Annotated in this window: 17 protein-coding genes; 14 read left to right on the top strand and 3 right to left on the bottom strand. The window is 62.1% G+C overall.

The genetic code is table 11. The features are described from left to right. Positions 1 to 14 precede the first annotated feature (14 nt). From QZY03_RS16545 to QZY03_RS16505, 9 genes are all read left to right on the top strand, one after another. Entirely contained in the window at positions 15 to 926 is a 912-nt protein-coding gene (locus tag QZY03_RS16545; RefSeq protein WP_295582958.1) for a glycosyltransferase, read from the top strand. Continuing rightward, a complete protein-coding gene (locus QZY03_RS16540; protein WP_295582956.1) occupies positions 913 to 2,088 on the top strand; it encodes a hypothetical protein in 1,176 nt (391 codons plus the stop codon). The genes QZY03_RS16545 and QZY03_RS16540 overlap by 14 nt, the downstream gene beginning before the upstream one ends. Positions 2,089 to 2,233: 145 nt before the next feature. Continuing rightward, the gene (locus QZY03_RS16535; protein WP_295582954.1) at positions 2,234 to 3,472 is read left to right on the top strand and encodes a glycosyltransferase family 4 protein; all 1,239 of its coding nucleotides are present in this window, start codon (positions 2,234 to 2,236) and stop codon (positions 3,470 to 3,472) included. Positions 3,473 to 3,537: 65 nt separating this feature from the next. After that, the gene (locus QZY03_RS16530) at positions 3,538 to 4,701 is read left to right on the top strand and encodes a glycosyltransferase family 4 protein (protein WP_295582952.1); all 1,164 of its coding nucleotides are present in this window, start codon (positions 3,538 to 3,540) and stop codon (positions 4,699 to 4,701) included. Next, complete coding sequence (locus tag QZY03_RS16525) at positions 4,698 to 5,840, top strand: glycosyltransferase family 1 protein (protein WP_295582950.1); 1,143 nt, start codon at positions 4,698 to 4,700, stop codon at positions 5,838 to 5,840. Before QZY03_RS16530 ends, QZY03_RS16525 begins: the two co-directional genes overlap by 4 nt. After that, positions 5,837 to 6,262 (top strand): PEGA domain-containing protein, encoded by a 426-nt coding sequence (locus QZY03_RS16520; RefSeq protein ID WP_295582948.1) that lies wholly within the window; start codon positions 5,837 to 5,839, stop codon positions 6,260 to 6,262. Before QZY03_RS16525 ends, QZY03_RS16520 begins: the two co-directional genes overlap by 4 nt. A gap of 152 nt (positions 6,263 to 6,414) precedes the next feature. Continuing rightward, positions 6,415 to 7,287, top strand: a complete 873-nt coding sequence (locus tag QZY03_RS16515) for an AAA family ATPase (protein ID WP_295582946.1) — start codon at positions 6,415 to 6,417, stop codon at positions 7,285 to 7,287. After that, the gene (locus QZY03_RS16510; RefSeq protein WP_295582943.1) at positions 7,284 to 9,725 is read left to right on the top strand and encodes a tyrosine-protein kinase domain-containing protein; all 2,442 of its coding nucleotides are present in this window, start codon (positions 7,284 to 7,286) and stop codon (positions 9,723 to 9,725) included. Before QZY03_RS16515 ends, QZY03_RS16510 begins: the two co-directional genes overlap by 4 nt. 22 nt (positions 9,726 to 9,747) lie before the next feature. After that, a complete protein-coding gene (locus QZY03_RS16505) occupies positions 9,748 to 10,806 on the top strand; it encodes a polysaccharide biosynthesis/export family protein (protein ID WP_295582941.1) in 1,059 nt (352 codons plus the stop codon). A gap of 79 nt (positions 10,807 to 10,885) precedes the next feature. On the opposite strand, the gene QZY03_RS16500 is transcribed toward QZY03_RS16505, so the two are convergent. Continuing rightward, on the bottom strand, positions 10,886 to 12,355 hold the full coding sequence (locus tag QZY03_RS16500) for an O-antigen ligase (RefSeq protein WP_295582939.1): 1,470 nt from the start codon (positions 12,353 to 12,355) through the stop codon (positions 10,886 to 10,888). Positions 12,356 to 12,774: 419 nt separating this feature from the next. Here QZY03_RS16500 and QZY03_RS16495 point away from each other — a divergent pair, with 419 nt between their 5' ends. Both QZY03_RS16495 and QZY03_RS16490 read left to right on the top strand, forming a co-directional pair. After that, the gene (locus QZY03_RS16495) at positions 12,775 to 13,905 is read left to right on the top strand and encodes a glycosyltransferase (RefSeq protein ID WP_295582938.1); all 1,131 of its coding nucleotides are present in this window, start codon (positions 12,775 to 12,777) and stop codon (positions 13,903 to 13,905) included. Between the two features lie 60 nt (positions 13,906 to 13,965). Then, the gene (locus QZY03_RS16490) at positions 13,966 to 16,350 is read left to right on the top strand and encodes a glycoside hydrolase family 9 protein (protein WP_295582936.1); all 2,385 of its coding nucleotides are present in this window, start codon (positions 13,966 to 13,968) and stop codon (positions 16,348 to 16,350) included. Positions 16,351 to 16,401: 51 nt separating this feature from the next. On the opposite strand, the gene QZY03_RS16485 is transcribed toward QZY03_RS16490, so the two are convergent. Beyond that, positions 16,402 to 17,415 carry an acyltransferase gene (locus QZY03_RS16485; protein ID WP_295582934.1) on the bottom strand — a complete coding sequence of 338 codons (1,014 nt, stop codon included), beginning with the start codon at positions 17,413 to 17,415 and terminating at the stop codon, positions 16,402 to 16,404. Between the two features lie 285 nt (positions 17,416 to 17,700). On the opposite strand from QZY03_RS16485, the gene QZY03_RS16480 reads away from it, so the two are divergent. The 3 genes from QZY03_RS16480 (at position 17,701) to QZY03_RS16470 (ending at position 21,459) form a co-directional block, all read left to right on the top strand. Further along, entirely contained in the window at positions 17,701 to 18,648 is a 948-nt protein-coding gene (locus QZY03_RS16480) for a glycosyltransferase (RefSeq protein WP_295582932.1), read from the top strand. Between the two features lie 45 nt (positions 18,649 to 18,693). Further along, the gene (locus QZY03_RS16475; protein ID WP_295582930.1) at positions 18,694 to 19,788 is read left to right on the top strand and encodes a glycosyltransferase family 4 protein; all 1,095 of its coding nucleotides are present in this window, start codon (positions 18,694 to 18,696) and stop codon (positions 19,786 to 19,788) included. Between the two features lie 114 nt (positions 19,789 to 19,902). Further along, on the top strand, positions 19,903 to 21,459 hold the full coding sequence (locus QZY03_RS16470) for an oligosaccharide flippase family protein (protein ID WP_295582928.1): 1,557 nt from the start codon (positions 19,903 to 19,905) through the stop codon (positions 21,457 to 21,459). Positions 21,460 to 21,535: 76 nt separating this feature from the next. On the opposite strand, the gene QZY03_RS16465 is transcribed toward QZY03_RS16470, so the two are convergent. After that, complete coding sequence (locus QZY03_RS16465) at positions 21,536 to 22,795, bottom strand: glycosyltransferase family 4 protein (RefSeq protein WP_295582926.1); 1,260 nt, start codon at positions 22,793 to 22,795, stop codon at positions 21,536 to 21,538. Between the last annotated feature and the right edge of the window lie 9 nt (positions 22,796 to 22,804).

Below are 22,804 nucleotides of genomic sequence, written 5' to 3'. Positions count from 1 at the left end.
CGAGAGAGCAAGAGATGGAAAATCGAATTGATCGGCCGGGCCAGAGTGGGTTCAAACCCAAGGTCGCCATCGTCATGCGCTCATACAATGACCGCCATGTCATTCGCGGGACACTGGAGATGATCCGGCGGCAGACCTACCGGAATTTCGAGTTATGGAATTTCGACTCGACCTCGACGGACGGTACCTTTGACATCATCAGAGAATTCAACGACGCGCAACACATCCGCCGGAACGACAGCACGTCCTATAACCCTGGCACGGTGCTCAACGAGGCGGTGTGCTCGGTGGCGATGGAGGTGGAGATCGTGGTCTTTATCAACTCCGACGCCACACCCGAGGGAGCAGACTGGCTGGAAAAGCTTGTCGCGCCGCTCGTCGATCCAAAGGTCGGTGCGGTCTACGGTCGTCAGACTGCACGGCCGGATTGTCGCTCCCTCTTCGTCAAAGATACCGAGCGTGCCTTCGGTGACGGGCGTGAGGCTGCCACCTGGATCCATTTCTTTTCCATGGCCAACTGCGCGGTCCGGCGCGCCGTCCTTGAACGCTTTCCGTTCGAGACCAGGATCCAATACTCCGAAGACATTGAGTGGTCGTACCGCTTGCGCAAGGCAGGACTTGAGATCCGCTACGTAGCCGAGGCCGCCGCCACTCATTCCCACAATTATACGCTGCGCCAGTCCTTCAAACGCCAATTCGGCGAGGGCAAGGCAGATGCCTGGATTTTCCACGACGGCGAGATCAACACATCGTTTCTTCGCTATTGCCTGCTTCCGTTCGGTATGGATGTCCTGCGCGACCTGCGCTGGGCCGCGCAACAGGGCTCCATTGATGCTGTTTTTCATACGGTGCCACTGCGTGCGGTCCAAAAATGGGGCCGCTGGCGTGGACTTCTAGCGGGTCGGAAAGCCTATGCCGTTCACTGACGTCGAGACAGCCCCACCGGCGCGCGACCGCTTCACACTGGATGGCGACGCAGCGGTGGAGGGCCGGATTGCCCGTGACCAATCGCTGATCGCCGACGCGGTGCGGGCGCTCGTGACACCGCCGGCCTTCCGGGGCCTGGTGCTTATGGGTGGCTACGGGCGTGGCGAAGGAGGCTATGCCCTGCGCGATGGGCAACCGCAGCCCTACAACGACTACGATTATTTCGTCGTCGTGCGTGGCCTCGGCCGGGCGCGCCGCAAGGGCTTGACGCAGGCCTTGGCTGAGCGGGCAAAGACGCTCGAGGGCGACGTCGGAGTCGAGGTTGACTTTGCCATCCTGCGCGAGGAAACGCTGGCCAACGCCGAATACTCGCTCATGAACGCTGAGATGATCTGGGGCCACCAGGTCGTCGCCGGCGACCCGGCGGTGCTTGATGCGATGCCGCCCATGCCCTTCAGTCGGCTGCCACTGGGCGAGTTCACGCGACTGCTGCTCAACCGCGGCGCCTTGCTCCTGATGAACCAGCAACGACTCACCAATGGTTCGATGCTCAATGACGCAGAGCAGGAAGTCTTCTTCAAGTACCTGTTCAAGGCCATTCTGGCCTGCGGCGATGCCCGCCTTGCCGGCAACCACGCCTATCACCCCTCTTACGTGAAGAAGATCGAGCGCCTGCGCCCGATGGATTGGCGCGGGAAGGAACCATTCATGGAGATCTATGAGCACGCATGGGAGAATAAATTCTACCCCGATTATCGGCGCTATGCCGCCGAGAACGCCGCGCTTTGGCAGAAACGGGTGACAAGCATCTGGCTGGATACCCTATCCTGGTTCGAACAGACGCGCATCGGGGCAGATATCGACGCTTGGGATACTTACTGCTCGCCAGTCATCTCAAAGGGTCAAGGGCGGGAGTCATGGGGCGGGTGGCGCAATATTGCGATCACCTTGCGCGATTTCGGTCCGGCACAGTTGCTGCTGCATCCGCGCTGGTCCCGGAGGTATCCGAGGGAGCGGTTGATCGCCACGCTGCCCTTGCTGTTGTCCCGCCCGGGAAGTCTCGCGCTTCCGGTACTCGCGGATGCCCTTGCCCTACCCGCGGGCGCGTCCTGGCGGGACGCGTCAGACGCCTTTCTGCGTCGGTGGCGGCGCTATGCTTGAGGGCGCAGATGAGAGCGCGCAAGGTCGAAGTCGTGCAAGTTCCGGCGGATATAGCGTTCTTACCTGATATCCAGACAGACCCTTGGTGTAGGGGCGGGTTTGAAACCCGCCCCTACGTCCGGTTATCACGTCCGAAGGCTATACTATGAAAATCGTCCAGGTTCCGAGGCGCTTCGTGGCCTCCGAGTGGGGCGGCACCGAGACAACCATCCTCCAGACCAGCCGGGCACTGCAGCGGGCTGGGCACGAGGCGGTCATCTTCACGAGCCTCGCCCTGTCGAACCAGCGCCGCGAGGTCATTCAGGGGGTGCCGGTACGGCGCTTTCCCTATAGTTACCCTTTCTTCGGCCTCACCGCCAACGACCGCCGCGACATGGACAAGAAGGGCGGCAATCTGCTTTCCCTGTCCCTGCTGCTGGGCCTGCTGCGCGAGCCCGGGGTGAATCTGATCCATGCTCACACGGGCAAGCGCGTCGGGGGTGTCGTGCGCACCGCCGCCCGGTTGCGCGGCATCCCCTATGTTGTGACCCTGCACGGCGGTTACTTCGAGGTCCCCAAGGGCGAGATGGACCAGATGCTGTCCCCGATCCGGAACCGTCCTGAGTGGGGCCGTGTGTTCGGCGCCCTGCTCGGCGCCCGGCGGGTGCTGGAGGATGCTGCGGCGGTGGTCTGCGTCGGCGGTGACGAGTATGCCGCGGCCACGGCCATGCTCCCCCGGCAGCGGGTCGAACTGGTGCCCAATGGGGTGGACTGCGATGCCTTCGCCCAGAGCAACGCCGCGGGCTTCCGCACCGCTTATGGCATCGCTGCCGATCGGCGAATCATCCTCTGCGTCAGCCGCATCGACTACCAAAAAAACCAGATAGGCCTGGTGGAGGCCTTGGCCCAGGTGGCCGCCCTGGTTCCGTCGGTCCACTTGGTCCTGCTCGGACCCGTGACCGTGGCGAGCTACCACGAGCGACTGCTCGCCCGGATCAAGGATCTGGGACTAACCGACCGTGTCACCCTGATCCCCGGGCTGCGCCCGGACGATCCGCTGCTCCCGGCCGCCTACCATGCCGCCGAGGTCTTCTGCCTGCCGTCACTGCACGAGCCCTTCGGCATCGTGATCCTGGAAGCCTGGGCGTCCGGTCGGCCGGTGGTCGCCGCCCGGGTCGGGGGCATCCCGTCCTTCACCATCAATAGCGAAGACATCATTCATGCCCTGCCCGGCGACACCGCGGACCTGGCGGCCCGGCTGATCCAGGTGCTGGGCGATCCGCAACTCGCCGGGCGCATCGCCGCGGCCGGTCAGATCAAGGCCAGACGTGACTATGCCTGGTCGGCCATTGCCGCGCGACTGGTCGACATTTACCGCGAATTACCTGAAAAACGCCGTCGATGATCTCCAGCAGGCAACGGATTGATTGCCGTTCCAGCGTCAACCCTCATCATTCGTACCGAGTTGAAATGTCTCACCCAAGTCGCCCCGCATTACGCATCCTGCACGTCCACGAGCGGGCCGGGTTCTATGGCGGTGTCGAACAGATCCTCTACGACACCGCCCGCGGACTCACGGCTCGGGGTTGGCCCCAAGGGCTGCTGCACACCGATCCCGAGCCCCAGGCCGACTATCTGGCAGCCTTCGCCCGGAGTGGGAACGGCGACGACCTGATCGCCGCCTTCGCCCCGGACATCCTGTTCCTGCACAAGGTCGAGGACCCGGCGCGGGTGGCTGATCTGGCCCGCCGCTACCCGACGGTGCGCATGGTCCACGATCACGACCTGGTGTGCCTGCGTCGGCACAAGTATTTTCCGCTCAGCGGTCGAGTCTGCGACCGGCCTGCGGGGTCGGCCTGCTACCTCAACCTGTGCTGTGTGCAACGGGCCACGCCGGGGTCCGCTCTGCCCATCACCCTGAAGGGACTGGGCGGGGTCAAGGCGGCAATCCGCGCCCATCGCGGCGTGCGCCGACTCATGGTAGGCAGCCGCTGGATGGAGCGGGAGTTGGTGATGAACGGCCTGGATCCGGACCGGGTGGTCATCGTCCCGCCCATTCCTGCGTCCCTGGCCGAGGCCAGGGCCGTCCCCCTGTCCGAGGAGCCGGAGGTCCTCTACGTGGGCCAGGTGATCCGCGGTAAGGGGGTGGACCTGCTCCTGAAGGCCCTGGCCGGAGTCCCCGGAGACTGGCACGCCACCGTGATCGGCACCGGTAACCACCTGGACACCTGTCGGGCGCTGGCCGGAGACCTGAAGATCGCCGAGCGGGTGACCTTCGCCGGCTGGGTGCCACACCAGGCCTTGGAGCCTTACTATGCGCGCGCCGCCGTCTGCGCCGTGCCGTCGCGTTGGCCGGAGCCTTTCGGTATGGTGGGGGTGGAGGGCATGGCCAGAGGGCGCCCGGTGGTCGCGTTCGCGGTCGGCGGCATCCCGGACTGGCTTGCCGATGGGGTGACCGGCACCCTGGCTCCAGAGGCGGACACGGCGGCTATGGGCACAGCCATCGCCGCCCTGCTGGGGAACCGGGAACGGGCTGCGGACCTGGGCCTGGCAGGCCTTGCGCGCGTGCGCGCGCAGTTCCAGCCGGCCCGGTACTTGGACCGATTGACACACATCCTGAGGGACGCGGCATGAAGATCGGCATCTCCGCCTTCGGTACCGACAGCGGCAAGTCCGGTATCAGCCAGTATGCCGCCAATGTGGTCGGACAGCTCGTGGACCTGGCGCCGGGGCACGACTTTGTGGTCTTCATCAACCGGGCGGACGCTGACTGGGTTCAGAGCTGGCACCCGCGCCTCGAGGTGATCGCCCTGCCGGACTGGACCGGCCATCCGGTCGCAAGCATCTTCTGGCACCTCGCCGCCCTGCCGGGTCTGCTGCGGCGCCATCATTGCGATACGGTCTTCATGCCCGCGGGAAACCGGCGACTCGCCTGGTCCTATGGGGTGCCGAGCGTTGGCACGGTGCACGACTTCTCCCAGCTCCACGTCCCCCAGAAGTACGACGCGGCGCGCATGTTCTACATCATGCGCGTCCTGCCGCGCATGATGCGGCGATTGACCCGGGTGATCTCGGTCAGCGAATCCACCCGCCGCGACCTGGAGTCCTTCGCCCGGATCCCGCGCAGCCGCATCCGGGTCATCTACAACGGGGCAGACCTGAAGCGCTTCACCCCGCGCCCCCGCGCGGCGGCGCGCGCCGAGCTGCCGCCGAGCCTCGCGATCCCTGACCCCTATGTCCTCTACATCGCCCGCTTGGAGCACCCGGCCAAGAACCATGTCCGGCTGCTGGAGGCCTTTGCGGCGCTCAAGCGCGACACCACATTGCCTCACAAGTTGGTCCTGGTGGGGGGCCGCTGGAATGGGGCCGAGGTCATTGATGCACGGGTGCGGGAGCTGGGGTTGACCGATCAGGTGATCTTCTCCGGCTTCGTCCCCAACGAGGCGATCCCGGCGCTCTATGCCGCCGCGGACGCCCTGGTCTTCCCGTCCCTGTTCGAGGGGTTCGGCATTCCGGTGCTGGAGGCCATGGCCAGTGGGATCCCGGTGTGCGCGGCCGATACCTCGAGCATCCCAGAGGTGGTGGGCGATGCCGGGCTGCTCTTCGACCCGGTGGACGTGCCCGCCATGAGCGCCAGCCTGATCCGCCTGCTTCAGGACCAGGATCTGCGCAAGCGTTTGATTACGAAAGGGATCGAGAGAGCGTCGCGCTTCACCTGGGACGCGGCCGCCAAGGCGGTGCTGGAGGAACTGGAGGCCGCCGCCGCCCTATGACCGCGGCACCCTCCAGCACCCTGGCCATCGCCATGACCCTCGCGGCCCTGACCAGTGTCATCCCACTGGTGGGCTGCGCGACACGCAATCTGGATTGCAGCTCCGGGGCCAGGCCGTCGGCGATAGAGCCTGATCCCTGCCGCTACATCCCCGCAGGGGCTTCCAATGAGCTGGTGGAGATTGGTTCCTCGCCGACGTCGGCGGCCATCTATGTTGACGGGATCTATGTCGGCAAGACACCCATCAAGCACTATTTGTGGTTCTTGAGCACCACCCGTGCCGTCACCGTGGTCGCCGTGCCCCTCTATCCAGGTCAGGCCCGCCAAGAGCAGCGCCTGCGGGTCCCGCCCTTGCCCAGGCGCCTGACCTTCTTCATGAACAACCCAGCCAGGACGGCCGACCCCGATGCCGCCGCCCGGTAGCCTTGGCCGGGGTCCGCACAAGCGCCCTGGGCGTCACCGGTGATGATCGGTCAAGCGCACCGCGTTAACTGATTCCCAACGCAACTGTCATATACTGCGATCTGCATTTCATGTCCGCCGACCCATCGGTACACACTGCACAGCACCTTCGTATGGCCGACACCCTTGAGCGACAACTGAGCGCGAATAACCCACCCGCGCCGCCGTTCGACAACACCCGCGATACGCGCTATTTCTTTCCGTCGGCGGGACATGCGGAGGCGCTGTCGCGCCTGCTGTTTCTTGCCGAAGACCGCAATATGGGCATGGGTCTGCTGACCGGGGAGATCGGCTCGGGCAAGACCATGCTGCGTACCGTGCTGCATTCCCGCCTGTCTCCCGAAACCCACGTCCGCGTCAGCATCGAGAACAGCCTGCTTGATTTCGACGATCTACTGCTGGAGATCCTGAGCCAGATCCAGGGCCAGCGCCTGCGCGCCGCGGACTATCCGGACCGCTACAGCCGCCTGGCCGCCTTCAAGCGCCTGTTGACCGAGCAGATCGCCGGGCACGGACGCCACCTCGTCATACTCCTGGACGAGGCCCAGCAACTCGATCTCCAATGCCTGGACGCCGTCAAGGGGCTGACCAATATCGCCTCGGAGCGCCAGAATTTCCTTACCGTGATCCTCATCGGTCAGCCGGAGCTGCGCGAGCGACTGCGCCAACTGCCCCAAGTGGACCAGCGGGTAAGCCTGCGTTTTCACCTCGCGGCCATGACGGCGGACGAGACGCGTGAGTATGTTCGGCACCGCCTCACCGTCGCTGGTCACCAAGGTGACTTTCCTTTTGATCCTGAGGCATTAGACGCATTGTTCCGCGCCAGCCGAGGCATCCCCCGCGAGGTCAACCGCATCTGTAAGATCGGCCTGGAGCATATCCTGGCCGCCGGGTTGGGGCGCTTCACCGGACCCGCGGTTGCCGCCGTCGTTGACGATCTACGCCGCCATGGCGGCCTGTTCGATGCAGGGGTAGACCCACCGTGACCCAGGAGTTGCGCATACGCGACAGCTACTCGAGCCAGGTCAGGAGCAGTGGGCATGGCGAACCGCCGGGTGCCCCGAATGCGCATTTCCTGGATCCCGGCGAAACCGCCTGGGACCTGGCCGAGTCCCCATCCGCGCCGACCGCGGGGCCGGTTGAGTCCGCAGAGCGCAGCCAAAGCCGCGACGATGCGCTCTTGCCCTTCGTCGGCTTTCCGGGAATGGGTGACGACGAGGAGGAACCCCCGAAGGGCCCTGGTCTGGATCTCGAGCGTTTCGCCCGCGGGATCATCAAGCGTTTTTGGCTGATGCTAGGGGTCGCGCTGATCATCGCAAGCCTGTTCCTGGTGGCTGCCCTCACCCGGGTCAAGCCCAAGTGGCAGGCGGTAGCCGTCGTCATGTCATACACCCATCGAGATCAGTTCTCTCTGGGTGGTGCCAAACCCTTCGAGACGGAGAACTACAATCTCAAGACCCTGCTCGACACCATCCGGTTGCCCAGTTCGTTGCAGGCCGTCGCCGATGCCCTCAAACTCACCGACCCGCCGGAGCGCCTCGGCCCGTCCATCGCCTTCACCGTCGTCAAGGACTCCAACATCTTTCAGATCACCGCGGTGTGGAATGACCCGGTCGTCGCCGCGAACATTGCCAACCAGTTCGCCAAGCTGTTGGTCCAGCAGAGCCAAGGCATGCGGCACAAGGACGCCATGGATGCCCACGCCAACTACAGCGAACAGTTGGAGTCGGCCCGCAACAATCTGCGCGCCATCACTGCCGAGGCACGCAGCTTCAAGGCCAGCCACCAGGTCACCGACTTCGACACCGAGATCCAGGTCCTGCTCGGTAGCCTGAGCGGCTTGGAGTCGGAGTTCAGCACCCGGGTTGCCGAGGTCCAAGCTTACAAAGACGTTTTGGCCGAGGTCGAGAAAGCGATCAAAGATGAACCGGAGATGATTGTCAGCTCGACCATCTACCGCAATCCGCTCAAGACCCGCCTGAGTGAGTACGAGTGGGGGTTACAGGAGGCGCGCAGCCGCTATACGGAGCAGAACCCTAAGGTTATCAAGCTTAAATCGCGGGTGGATGTGCTCAAGCAGATGATCGCCGAGAGCAAGGACGAGGGGGGGGCACCTGAGAACTTCTACTCAGCGAACACCAAACTGACAGAACTTCGAGCGCAACAGAGTCAGCTCAGCAGCGACATCCGGGTCAGGGAGGCACAGATGGGCGCCCTCGCCAAAACCATCGAGCAGAACCGCACCAAGCTCGCTGCGCTGGCCGCGGCGGAGAGGGACTTCAAGTTGCTCAAAGCGCGCATGGCGTCGGCTGAGAACCTGGTGACCGGCCTGGTCAGACGGGTTGACGAGGCCGAGGTCGTTATCCGGCGCGATGAGGCTGGCGTGGAGCTGATCGAGCCGGCCCGCCCGCCAATCTATCCCCTTCCCTCGCCGAAAAAAACCATCGCCATGATGGGGGTGGCCCTCGGGGGGGGCGTCGGGCTCGGGTTGGCGCTACTCCTCGAACTACTGGACCCCCGGCTGCGAACGCGCCGTGACGCCCTTGGTATACCTGGGATCGCGCTCGCCTGGGAGTTCCAGCATGTCCCCTCGGGAGAGCGCCTCGTCGTCGCTCCGCATCGCTGCGCAGCCGCCATCGCCGTGCATTTCCGACGCTTGGTCAACGAACTGAATGCCAATCTCGAGCCCGATGCCTGGCGCTGTATGGGGGTGACCAGCGCGGACCCCGAAACCGGCCGCACACTGGTCGCCACCAACCTGGCCAAAGCCTTGGCCCTGAAGGAGCAGCCGGTCATCCTGGTTGACGCAGACCTGGGCCAGCGAGGGGGAATGCGTCCATCAGGTTTACTAGGATTGTCCCCGGACCAACCCGGGCTCCTTCAGGCCTTGCGCGGCGAGGCCCCAGTCGCCAGCTTAGTGATGGTCACCGCGACCCCGGATCTGGCCTACCTCGCCGCTGGGTGCAGCCGATATGACCGAACGCCTGAGCCCTCCGTTCGCGCCAGTTTCGATGCCGCACCCTCGTCCATCGCCGAACGGGAGCCCGATCTGGAGCAAGATCCCGATCATCACCTGGCGGGGTTGGGTAGCCGGCAATTTATTGCCATTCTCGATACCCTGCGTCAGACTGGACGCAACGTCGTGTACGATCTCCCGGCGCTCGGCGATCAGGAGGTCGCACTGGAAGCCGCCGCCAGCCTGGGCAGCCTGCTGTTGGTGGCGCGTAGCGGCCAGACGACTCGCAAGCAGTTGCGCGAGGCGGTCGGGCGATTGGAAGAACGCGGGGCCAAGGTCCTGGGTATCCTGGTCACGGATGTTCCCTACGAGCTGCTCGACGGCAAACCGCTGTTCCACCCCGAACCCAAGCAGCCGGTGTGGCTACGCTGGGCTCGCCGTTTCCGTCCCCAGGCCCAGTCCTCCTAGCCCCCACCCGATCCCGCATCCGATGCCTGCCAAGCGCTGCCACCCCCTATCCCTACTGTTTCTCGTTGCCGGCACCCTGCTGGCGGGGTGCGCCGGTGAACCCGCGGCGCCGGACCCCACCGCTGTACACGAGGCAGGCGCGCCCTCAATGCGCATCGAGCAACGCAAGAGTGTCGAGGAGCAACTCCACGAACTGCAACGCGTTGTCGCTGAGACCACCAAGGTGCCTCAGTTGGGCAAGGGGGACTTGCTCAATATCTCCGTGTACGATGAGCCTGAATTGAGCATCCCCGGTGTGCCGGTGCGGCCCGATGGCAAGATCTCATTTCCCCTGGTCGGGGACGTGCAAGCCGCGGGTCGCAGTGTCGATGAGCTGACGGCCGACCTCACTACGCGCCTGCGCCAGTTTCTGCTCGCCCCGCAGGTCACGGTGATCGTGACCGCCTTCAACAGCCTGTCCTACGTCATCAATGGCGAGGTCGTCAGACCGGGCGTCTACCCTCTGGTGACTGACGTGACCCTCACTGCTGCTATTGCTTCGGCCGGCGGACTCAGCAAGGGATCCTTCCGTGGCAGTTCGGTCGAGTTGGCCGACCTCACCCACGCCCTCGTCTCGCGCCAAGGCAAGCTGCTGCCGGTGGACTTTGTGCGCTTGGTACGTGAGGGTGATCTGCGCTTCAATGTCTCCCTGCAGTCCGGGGACTACATCAGCATCCCCTCGGGTCTGTCCACAGAGATCTATGTCTTGGGCGAGGTCAAAGAGCCGGCCGTCTTCGCCTTCCGCGATGAGATGCCCATGTCGAAGACCCTGGCCTTGGCGGGAGGCTTCAGTGTGGACGCGGACCTCTCGCGGGTCCACATTGTCCGCGGGTCATTGAGCAACCCGACCTTGATCGTCATCAACGTCAAGAAGCTCTTGGCCGGTGAGGAGCCAGACGTCCAGCTTCAGCCCGGTGACTTGGTCTATGTCCCGCCCACCGCCCTGACGACCTGGACCCGGATGCTCGACAAGATCGTACCCACCATAACCGCCCTCCAGACCGGGGTCATCTTGAGCAACACTGCCGGCGGGACCAAATAGCCACCGACGCCAGGACCGGCCGGAATCAGCGCAGGTCAGTGTGGTGACACCATGGCAGGCCGTGACACCCTCGCGATTTTCAGCGCCTGGATCCGAGTCTTCCAGTGCCTGCTGCCGTTTGAATCCCGGTACCGCGTCGCCCCCGTTGCGCATAGACCATCATGACCTGTAACTGTTGTTTCTTGCGTCGCTCCTCGCGCAGCCGCTCGCGCTCCACCCGCGGCAGGGAGCAGGCAAAACCGGCAAACATCATGTACGTCAGGGTCATCTGGGTCTGGCGCCAGTTCCACTCCAGGGTGCCGATCAACATCGCAATGATGAAGGCAGCCAGCACGCCGATCGCAAACACCCGCTCCAGGCCGTCTTTGCGCTTCAGGATGAAGCGCAGCATCACTGCAATAAATCCCAGCATGAGCAAGATGAAAAGGGCAGCGCCGACGATGCCAAGCTCGGCATAATGCAGCCAGTAAATATGGTGCGCCAGCCCGCCTTGGTCGACGGGCGGCAGTTGTTCACGAAACTGTTCGATATAGGCGCCGGCGAAGGAGTAATTATTGAGACCGATGCCGAAGAGGTGCGTGTCGCCTAACTGTTTGGCCATCACATTGAAAACGTCACGGGCATGGCCGGACGCCTCTGGCGCCTCGTTGAAGCGCCGGATGATCTGCGGCAGGACGACTGCCAGTGCCGGCAGCGCCGCGAGGCACATGACCCCGATCGCCTTGAATTTCTTTTTGACTTTTTGCCCATCCTGCTTAAGCCAAAACAGCAGGGGAGTGATGATGGCATAGCCCATAATCATGGTCATCAGGCCGCCGCGGGATAGGGTGGCAATCGTGACGAAAGAGCCTGTTGCGACGGCCCCCCAATAGATTTTTGTCCACCGATCAAAGACCTTCCCGGTATCGCCCATCAATGCCGAGAAAGCGATGAAATTCATGATGTTTTGAAACGTTGCCAAGGTATTCTGGTGGTCGAAGGAGCCGCGTGTCTGATAAATTCCGCGGACATACTTGTCCAGCATGACTTGCACGAAGCTGTAGAAGGTGAGGCCGACGACGGTCCAGATGACGAAGCGCAGGTCGTCCTCGCTTCGGATGAAATTGAACGCCACGAAAAACAGGGCGTAGGCCCTGATCAGTCGCGTCACACCAAAGAAAGAAAACTGCGGGATCATTGCCACGAAGATGGAGAAAATGCACCACCCGAGGTAGGCCCACATGATGACTTCATTGGGGTTGCGAAAGTGGAATTTGCGCCGCTGCCAGCGTGGTGCAAAACTCATGGCGACGATCAAGGTCATCGTCAGCCAATCTGGGACTCCAAATTCGATGCCACGAATGTCGCCACGGTATTTGGTGTAGCTGAAGAAGGTGACATCGATCGGATTGATCGCCATGAAAAGGATACCGGCGATGCAGACACGGTCCATCCAAGCGAATCGCAAGGTCGCGGGAATCGCCGCCGCAAACCAGCCCAGCGTCATCAGAACAAAGACGATCTGTTTCGCGCTGATGGACTCCGGGAAGAGTTCCGGCGGCAGTGTCATGTTGCTCGAGGTCCCCCGTAAGGATCTTGATGGATAGAAGAAAACTTGCGGCTGTCCAACTTTCGCGCACGCTTGGCTATCCCAGTGTTGACACCCGCCCCAAGCGCGGGTGCCGCCTCAAAATCTGCAGGCCGCTACCCGTGCGATGATGGTGACACCGACCCCAAGTTTGAGCTACAGTCAAGTTTGGCAGAATACTCGAATGTTTTTGTTGCCCGCGGTTGCGTTTTTTCACAGGGTGAGATAGTTCGGGGTCCCTGCCGCTCTCGCGCCGGACCGTTACCAGGCGTCGCACCCGGACTTAACCGAGTGATGAGCAAAGCCTGCCGCGGGGTCCGGACGCCATAACCTCAAGGACGATATGCTGTAGCCAGCTGACCGTCGCGCCGGACCGGCACGACAATCTGCCGGAGATTGCGATGAAGGCACTGGTGCTATCCAATACGGGTTTTGGCCACGGCTCCCTGTACCCCTTTATTCACTACCATAAGGAGCTCAAGTCCTGTTTCGGACTCGAATCCACAGAGATCGTCAACAACGGGCTTCAGGACAAGTTGCAACAGGCCCGAGCCTTCGACGGCGAGTTGCTGATCATCTCTGTCCCCTGGGATACCGACCGGCACAAGCTCAACGACTTCTATCGCGAACTCAGACGCGACTGCCCGGGTAAGAAGATCGTCCATTTCGACTATGGCGACGGCAATCAGTCAGCATTTTTCGGCGCCCTCCCCTATCTTGACTTGTATCTGAAGCAATACCTTAATACCGATCCGGATGACTATCGCCGGCGCTTCCTTGGCGGGTCAAAATTTATCGAGCACCTAGTCCAGGTCGGCATGGCTGAGGACAGCATCTTGTCGGAGATCTGGACCGATCTGTTTCAATCGGAGCTGGCGTCGGAGCAGGAATCCAAGCTCATGCTCGGATGGAACTTCGGCCTCTGGAAGCGAATGATCTATCTTGCCGAGGGTAAGCCGAATCTTGTCCTGCTCGGCAAGGATCGGCCACATGCATTTGCCGTCGCCAAGGCGAAGGCGGCGGTTGACGCCATCCGTCGGCGTCGCCACAGCATCGACGTCTATTGCCGCGCAACCCTCTACAAAGGCTGGACCCGCAAGCATCGCGAATACACTATAAACACACTCAACGTATTGGCTGACAAGTATCAGGTTGTCTCGTCCACCGCCAGAGTTTCGTTTTCCGAGTACTATCGCGAGATGGCACAAAGCCGAATCTTCGTCTCGCCGTCAGGCTGGTGTGAATACACACCCAAGGACTACGAGGCCATGTACTTCGGCGCACTGCTGATGAAACCTGCGGTGGAGCACATTCGCACCGAACCGGATATACTGGTGCCCAATGAGACCTATGTGCCGTTGAAATGGGATATGAGCGACATGCTCGATCAATGCCGCTATTATCTGGAGCATGAAAGTGAGCGTCGACGCATCGTCGATAACGCCCGTGAAGCCTATGTCGGCTATTACCGGGAGAAGCGCCTCGTAGGCCATATCGGCAACATTCTGCAACGACTTGGCTTGCGGGATTGACCGGCCGATGGAATTGTTCGCGCGACTTGCCTGGGTCATGCCCGTTACCGGCGCCTGTTGATGAAGCGGCAGCCTGGCATCCCCCAGCGCGCACGCGGCGCGACGCTCTGCGTTCTGGCGGCCCTGTTTGGGCTCGGGTGGGCCGCCAGGCAGGGCCAGGCCGCGATCGAACGTGGCATCACCTCGCCCCTGGCCGATACCACCGGGCGTCAGGTGCAACCCCTGGCCGAGGGACCGATTCGCTACGTGGAGACGCGTTCGGCGCGGGCCATCTCCCTGGGCTTCGAGACACTGAATAACGACACCCAACTTGCCCCCGGCGCAACGAGCGAACCTGCCCAATACCGGCTCACCCCTGCGACCGACGCGACTCGCCACCAGGCCGCGATTGGGGTGGGCCTGGACCGTCAGGTCGTCGGCTTCGATACCGCCAAGCGGCCGCTGGTGGAGACCCGCCTGCATCTGCTCTTCGCGCAGCCGCTGCGCCCTGGCCTCGATTATCGACTGGACGCCTGTGCGGCACTGGGTGTCACCGCAGATCCGGGGGCCGCCTGCCACTGCGTCCCGGTGCGCTTCGAGCCGGAGCGCGTTTCCGGCTCCATTCAGGTCGATCAGGTCGGTTATGCGCCGGGTACGACAAAGATCGCCTTCCTCGGCAATTGGCTGGGCACCGCCGGGCCCCTACCAGTGGACGCGACCGGGTTCGAGGTCGTTTCTATCGCGACCGGCGAGTCGGTCTTCAGCGGCCAAGCCCGCCTTACGGCCCCGGCGGACCCCTGGAGCGGCAACGATGTTTACCAGTTGGATTTCACCGCCCTGGACCGGCCGGGTTGCTACCGGCTAAGCGTCCCAGGGATCGGCGTATCGGACCGTTTTGCCATCGCCGCGGACCTCTATGATGCCCCCTACCGCGCCGTCATGCGCATCTTCTACCACAGCCGCAACTCCACCTCTGTAGTCGCACCCTGGGCCGAGCCTGGCTACGAACGTCCTGAAGGCGGTGTTCCGCCCGCGATGGATGCTGCATTCCACTCCGTCGTGGCATCCTCACCACTGGGCGCTGGGAGCATCACGGACACCGGCCCCGATTCCCGGCACCCGGTCCGCCGCGGCTGGTTCGACGCGGGCGACTATGGCCAGTATGTCCCCAACGCGGCCCCGGTCTGGTACCAGGTCGGGGCCGCCCTGGACCTGGCCCCGCAGCGCTTCCGCGACGGTGACCTGAACATCCCCGAGTCGGACAACAGCATCCCAGACGTGCTGGATGAACTGGAGTGGGGTCTGGACTGGCTCCTCACGATGCAAGACCCGGCGGACGGGGGGGTCTGGTTCCGCGTCGCCAGCCGTCGCTGGGACGATGTCCCGGCGCATCGGATCGCGGCCCCACGCTTGCTGGCCGAGAAAACCAGCCATGCCACCGCCGCCTTCGCTGCCGCTTGCGCCCTGCACGCGCGGCTGATCCGCGCCTACCGTCCGGCACGCGCCGACGCGGCCCTGGCCGCGGCCCGGCGTGCCTGGGACTTTCTCTCCAGCCACGCTGACTGGCCCGCGGAGGGGCAAAGCTACCAGAATCCCGCCGATGTACACGCCGGTAGCTATTCGGATACCTCAGTCCGCGACAATCGGCTGTGGGCCGCCGCCGAGCTCTATCGCACCACCGGTGACGCGTCCTATCGCGTCGCCTTTGAGGATCTCCTGCCACAGGTCAATATCGATCCTACCGCTGGGGTGAGCTTCAATTACTTTGCACTTGCCGGGCTATGGGCATACCTGCTCACCGAGGGTGACAAAAAGAATGCGCAGTTGCTGGCTGCGGCTCGCAAACACCTCATCGCGGCAGCGGACTGGCGGGTACGCAAGGTCAATGAGAATCCTTACCGGGCGCCTGCCCATCATGCCATCGGTTGGGTCGGCTGGGGCACCTTCGCCCACTCCACCCGCGCCACCTTGCCCCTCCTCCAAGCCTATCGGCTCACCGGCAAGACCGAGTATTTGGACTGGGCCTGGCAGAGCCCCCACCCCCAGCTCGGAGCGAATCCCCAATCACTGAGCTACCTCACCGGTTTCGGGGCCAGGTCCCCCCGCTTCCCCCTCTCCAAGCTCGCCAAGCGCTGGGTTCCCATCGGCGCCGGGGTTCCCGGTGACCCCCTCAAAGGCATCCCGGTCCATGGACCACACTTTCATCTCCCCGCACTCTGGCCGGAACTGAAGGCAGTGACCGCTGCCTACCTACCCCCCGAGATGACCAATACAGAGCTACCCTCCGATCCGGCCGTGTACAGGCAGCTCTACCCGGTTCTGCGCCGCTACACCGACGCCCGCGGGTTGCCGCAAATGTCAGAGCCCACGGTGGCGGAATACGCCCAGGTGGGCCTGGCCTTTGGGTTATTGCGACAGACTGGGCTCAAGGAGGACATTGACGCCCTGGGTCAGGTGCCGCAATGATGAGAAAACCTTGCTGGAACGGCGTTCAAGACTCCAGGTCAGGTCTGTGCATCAAGTCGCGAAACGTGCCTTGAGACGCAGGAAATAGCTTTCGTAATAATGGAAACTTACCCAGGCCATCGCTGTGCCAACCAAGGTTGTCATTCCAAAAAGCATCCAGGGCTGGTCCCCGATCCATTGTCCAAGTCCTCGTTTTACAAGGTTATATGCAAGCATATGCAGCAGGTAAAGGCCATAGCTGATCCGGCCGATCAGAACCAGGGGTCGGAAGCGTAGGACCGGTGCAAGCAGGTGATCCTCTCGTACCACGCAGGCACCCAACAGCAACGTCAGTGCCAGGTAAATGATGTAGATCGGCATTCCCGGAATCATCAGAGCGACTAATGTCAAAACAAGATAGATCAGTACCATCGGGGGAGGGGCAAGCAGCGCCTGAGTCCATTGAAAATGAAGCGGATGGTTTAGCAAGTGTGCCAGCGCCACACCCAAGAGAATGCAAGCGAAAAAATTGATGTCCGCCTCGGCTAATCCGACAATCAGTGCGGCGATAAGCAATAAGGGAGAAAATAATCGTCCCAGCAATTTTTCGATCCAGGGCCAGACCAGATAGAACTGCTCCTCCACCGCCAGCGACCAGGAGAAATAAAAGATGACGCGCGCATCCAGCAGGGGCACAAACCAATTGGACGTGTAGGTAGCGAAGAAAAAGAAATTATGCATGAACGCCGTTCCCGGCGCAGTCCCCCTTTCCGCGATAAGCACGAGTACGAGGTATAACAGTAAAACCGTATAGTAGAGGGGGAAGATGCGCAAGGCGCGCCGCATCATGAATTTCCGAATGGAAATAGTGCCGGTGCGCTCCTGCTCGCGCAATAACAGGGTGGTGATCAGAAAGCCGCTGATCACAAAAAAAAGATTGACGCCAAGGTTGCCGTGCCCGGCGATGGTGACGCCGGGAAAAAAATGACGGGCCGAATGATGCCAAATGACAGCAAGAATACTGACCGCGCGCAATCCGTCAAGGGAACCAAAGTTTCGCGTGGACTTGAAGACTGCGTAAGACATTACCCTGATGCTCTCCCACAACAGTAACACCGTTCTTGCTGACCTGCTGTCTCCCGCGGACCTTGATCACGATTGCCGCCAAGGCCGTGTGTAGCGATTGGTTATTGGCCGCGGGGAGCGTGGCAGGGACCCCGAAGTACGTACCCTGGGAAGCGCGAAACAACCAACGGTAAGGAGCGCCGTTCGATGATTCCGCCGCAGCTGACTGTAGCTCAGACCTGGGGGTCTGTGCCACCATAGGCTGCATGATAAAGTGGGAAATTAAGTGCAGGGTCGCACGGGACGATGTTGAATTTTCCGCGGGAAGATCAGGCACGCAAGGGTGAATCTTTCATGTCCATAGCAGTCTCTGTCGTGGTTCCTGCCTACAACGCCTCCCGTACCATCGAGGGGTGTGTCCAGTCTTTGTTGAGACTCTCGGCGCAATCCCCGCCGCACGAGATTATCGTTGTGGACAACGGGTCCGATGACAGCACGGCCGAGATCGTTCGCAACTATCCACGCATCACCCTGATGGAGGAGCGCGCGGTGCGCGGCCCCTCGGCCGCCCGCAATGCCGGGGCGCGGGCGGCCACCGGCGATATTTTGGCGTTCACCGATGCCGACTGTGTTGTGACACCCGATTGGCTCGTGTTGGGAGTTGTACCCCTTGCGGACCTTGGAGTGTGCGGGGTGGCGGGGCTCATCAAGGGCGTTGAACCCAAGAATGAGATACAGGAGTGGATGAACTCCCGGAATATTCTCGACGCACGGGCAGCCTTGGCCAACGCCTTCCGGCCCTATGTGCAGACAGCCAACGCCTTCTTCCGCCGCACTGACTTCTGGAAAGTCAACGGATTCGACGTAAGCCTTCTGTGCGGTGAAGACTGCGACCTTTCCTGGCGCATTATCGAGGCGACCGGGGGGCGTCTCGCACTGGTGACCGACGCACTGGTCTACCACGACCACCGCTCCAGCGTCAGGGGACTGTTCAGGCAGTCATCAAAGAACGCGCGCGCAGCGGCATACCTGGCCGAAAAGTGGGGTGGCGTGCTGCCCGCCAAGCACTGGAAGACGAGTGTCTGGGAAGTCCTCGACCTGACACGCTGCGGTGCCCATTACGCCGGTGTCAGTATCACCGTCAAGCCCCGGTCTGAACGCATTAACGCGAAACTGGATTTTCTTCACCGGCTGGGTCGTAAACATGGGATGATTGCCTCGGCATGGCGTACTGGACAATACAGCCGATGGTAGCGTCGAAAACACCAAGGCGCCACGCTGGCGCGTGGAGTTAAGCGGATGGATGCCATTTTCCTGCTGCCGGCGCTGCCAGCAGCACCACGCACGGGCGGAGAGATCTACAACAGTTATCTGGTGAAAGGCTTGCGGGCGCGAGGCGTGTCCGTCGAAGTCCTCTTTCTGCCGGATATCCATGCCCAGTCCCTGGTTGCCGGCGGCCGTGCCTTTTACCGCCTGCTCCGGGAGTATCGTGGGAAAGCACGTGTGGTCATTTATGATACCTGGCTTTACCGATGGTTATGGCCTGTCATGGCGCCGCTTCGCCTTCTCACGCCCTTCAAGTTCATCAGCTTCGCCCAGCTTTGCTATTGGGACACCTACGCCTCGTTACCCTCGCGGGCGCTTCATCGCGGGCTGACCTGGGCGGCGGTGCTCCCGGCCCACCGTAACATCGCCGTGAGCGCAACGATGCTACGGGAAGACCTCGGCCCATTCTACAATCGCCGGCGGGGGCGGGTGGTCTATCCCGGGTGCGATTGGGCGGATGCGGAGGTGCCGCAGGCCGATGCCTGCCGCCTACCCGCACAGATTGTGTCAGTGGCGAACTACGGGGAACGCAAGGGCTTCCATGTCCTGATCGAGGCATTGGCCCAGGTCAAGGCGATAGCGCCCGAACTGGCCCAACACCTGAGTCTGCGCCTGATCGGTAACCTGGAGTTTGGTCCGGCTTACGTGGCGCGGCTGCGGGAACAGATCGCCGCGGCTGGCCTTTCCGGCCGGGTCATCCTGGATGAGTGGAAGCCCCGGGACGAACTCAGTGGCTTGCTCGGTGCGTCGCAGCTCTTTGCCTTTGCCTCCACCTCCGAAGGTTTCGGCATGGTCGTGGCGGAGGCCATGTTGCACGGATTGCCTGTCCTGCTGAGCGACTTCAGCGTTGCCAAGGAACTGCTCGGTGGCGACCGGGAGGCAGGGTATATTGTCCCGAAAGGCGATGCAGCGGAGTTCGCAAAGGCCATTTGCGATTATTTTACCCACCGGGACCGCGCCCGGATGGGTGTTCACGCGCGGATCCGTGCGCAGGCACTGGTATCGCCCTGGGGCCAGGTGGTGGAGAATTTTATGCACATTATCTCCGAAGCCGACGCAATCCAATAGAATGGTCCGGCTTCCCGCTGCGGTGCCGTTCGCTCGTCCGGCGGTAAGCCTGGTCAATCCGTTGCATTGAATTGACAGACACAATTGCGGGTACATCTCCCGCACGGGAACAACATGGGCCTGCTGAACCGGGGTAAGACGAAAGAGCCGCGTGGCGCCGGTCAGGGCCGTGCGTCCTCCGTCGTGATCAACACGGTCACGAACTATGGCCGGCAGCTCACCAATGTGACGGCGTTCCTTGTCATCACGCCCATCATCGCGGACAGATTGGGTAATGATGCCTTCGGCCTGTGGTCCGTGCTACAGGCGACCATCGGTCTACTGGGCCTCCTGGATTTCGGCTTTTCCGTATCGGTGGTCAAGTTCGTGGCCGAGACCCGTGGCCAGGGTAATGCGGACCGACTGCAACGGATCACGGCGACCCTTTTTGGCATCTACGTTATGCTGGGCCTGCTGGTCATTTCCCTGGCCCTGGGCCTGGTGCCGTTCCTTCCTGAACTACTCAATATACCAGCCGACAAGACAGAGGTCGCGCAAGTCGCCTTCATCCTGGTGGCCCTGCGGTCTGCCCTGGCGGCGCCCATGGGGATGTTCTTCGGTATTCTCACCGGCTTTCAGCTACAGTCCTGGGCGAACATGGTCCAGATCCTGGGTACAGTGCTCTACACAGCAGCCGCGGCCTGGGCACTGATGGTGCTTCCGTCACTTGAAACGCTGGCCGCAGTCGGCCTGGTGACGGGCGTTATCACCTGTCTGTTCGCTGTCGTCCTGTGTGCCGCCAAATGCGCCGGCATCAGCTTCCGCTTTCGGCATTTCGACCGACGCTTGGTGCGGGAAATCTCATCGTTCTCGGTCAGTATCTTCCTTATCCAGGTGTCCGGATTCATCTACACTCGGATCGACGCACTGATCATCCAGCAGTTCCTCACCCTTTCCGCCGTCGCTTACTATACTGTCGCCTCGCGCATGGCTACCGAGGCTTCCGGGCTGTGCAGACAGTTGACCAACGCATTAACCCCGCTGGTCGCCGAAATGCAGGGGCAGGGTCAAAAGGATCGGATACGCATTACCTTTGAGCGCGGGTCGAAACTCAGCTTGGCCTTTGCCACGCCGCTGCTAGTTGGCCTGTTCTGGTATGGGGGGGACGTGCTTGCAGCCTGGATGGGTGAGGATTATCGGAGCGCCGAAACCGCCCTGCGCATTCTGCTGGCCGCCATGTTGTGCAGCGTCGTGCACGCCAACGCCGCCAACATCCTGTCAATGACTGGCCACCAGAAATTTCTGGCCTATGCATTCATTGCGGGCCAGGCGGCCAACCTGGGCATGACCCTGGCGATGGTCGTTCCCTTTGGCATCAACGGCGTGGCGCTTGCGACGCTGATTTCGACAGTCGTGGTGGATATGGGAATCGTTCAGCCGAAGGCCGCGCGCATGTATCGTCTTACGTTTTCATCCTACTATCGTGCCGCGGTACTTCCTTCGGCGCTCGCCTGTATACCGATGTTGGTCACGTTCCACTTTGCCGAGCAATTCCTGCAACCCCATTCACTGCGGAACATTGCCTTCATCGAAGCGCTTGGTACTCTGGTGTTCCTGGGATCCTTCCTGCTGTTCGGCATGAACGCCCAGGAGCGCCGCTACTATTGGGAGCGGTTGCCGAAAAAGAGATAGGCAATTCCACGATCCAAGAGTCATCGAAGGCAGGATAGGGCGAAGCGGATTCAGCCGTGCGGGACTTGGTACAGGATCACGCCAAGGCCTCCCGTAGCTGGGTTTCTAATCGATCTGTATACTTTTCCAGGGAAAATTGTTCCTCTACTGTCTTGCGGCCCGCCAACGCCAAGCGCCGGCGCAGGCTCCCGTCCTTCAGGAGGGAGCCCAGATGAACGGCTAGTTCGTCAGGTCGCTCCTTGGTGAACAGCAGCGCATTTTCCCCGTGGACCAGGAACTCCCCGGGACCCCCGTGGCTCACGCTGACCACCGGCGTGCCACTGGCCATGGCCTCCAGATGGGTCAGACCGAAAGGCTCATCCCAAACCGAGGTAAAAGCCAGCACATGGCAGCGGCGGTAGAGTTCGCCCATCGAGCCGGCATCCAGGCGACCGGCGAAACGGACATGCAACCCCTTTTCTTGAGCGAGGTTCCGCAGATCCTCTTCGTAGACTGGATCCCCGGCGCCAGCGATGGTGACTGAGAAATGATCTTTTCCCGCCAAGGCTACGGCTTCAATCACAGTGTGTACTCCCTTGTATCGGTGAAGCTGCCCGGCGTAGAGGACCTCGAGGGGGTCGCTTCCCTCCCCTGGGTTGCCTTTCAAGGGGAACTGCTCCAAGGGGATGCCCTGGAAGATCACTCGGGCCTGGGCGAACCGGGGGGCCATGGCCGCCAACCTCGATCGGACGGTTTCGGAGATCACCAGTATCCGCTTCCCCTTCCACCCCTTCCAGGTGGAGGCAGGAAAGACCAGTTCTTCGAGCAGCCCCCGGACCAGTCCATCCAGACCTTTCCGCTCCCCGGGACGGAAGATCAGGATGTGTTCGTCATTCATGGTATGGACCACCGGATACCCGCGGCCCTCGGCCTCCCGGGCCGCCCCCAGCCCCAGACGCAGTTGGCTCCAAACAAAGACCAAGTCTGGTTTGAAGTCTTCCAGCGCCCGCGCCATCGCCCTGCGGTTCGGCCCTTCCACCCGCTGCCGGGCCCGCCTCGCCAGTTGCGCCGGCTGACCAAAAGGCAGGTAGAGTTGCAAAGACCGCCGGACCAGTTCCCCGGCCGACCCGACTCCATCAAGACCATCGGATTGCCCAGCTGCAACGGGTAACGCAGACTTCGTTGGACCTGATGCGGCACCTGCTGCCGGAGTCTCGTCAGCAATTCCTCCCTTGGCGGTCAGCACTAAGGCTTGATGTCCCCGTGAAACCAATTGGGCTACGACATGCGCGCAGAGAATTTCATAGCCTCCCAGGATTTCCGGGGGATAGAGATTCGACACAAAAAGAATTTTCATTGTCACCCC

The sequence above is a fragment of the uncultured Lamprocystis sp. genome (assembly GCF_903933125.1).
GTDB lineage: Bacteria > Pseudomonadota > Gammaproteobacteria > Chromatiales > Chromatiaceae > Thiodictyon.
Note: the sequence above shows the minus strand (reverse complement) of the source record. Positions and strands in the feature narration are given on the sequence as shown.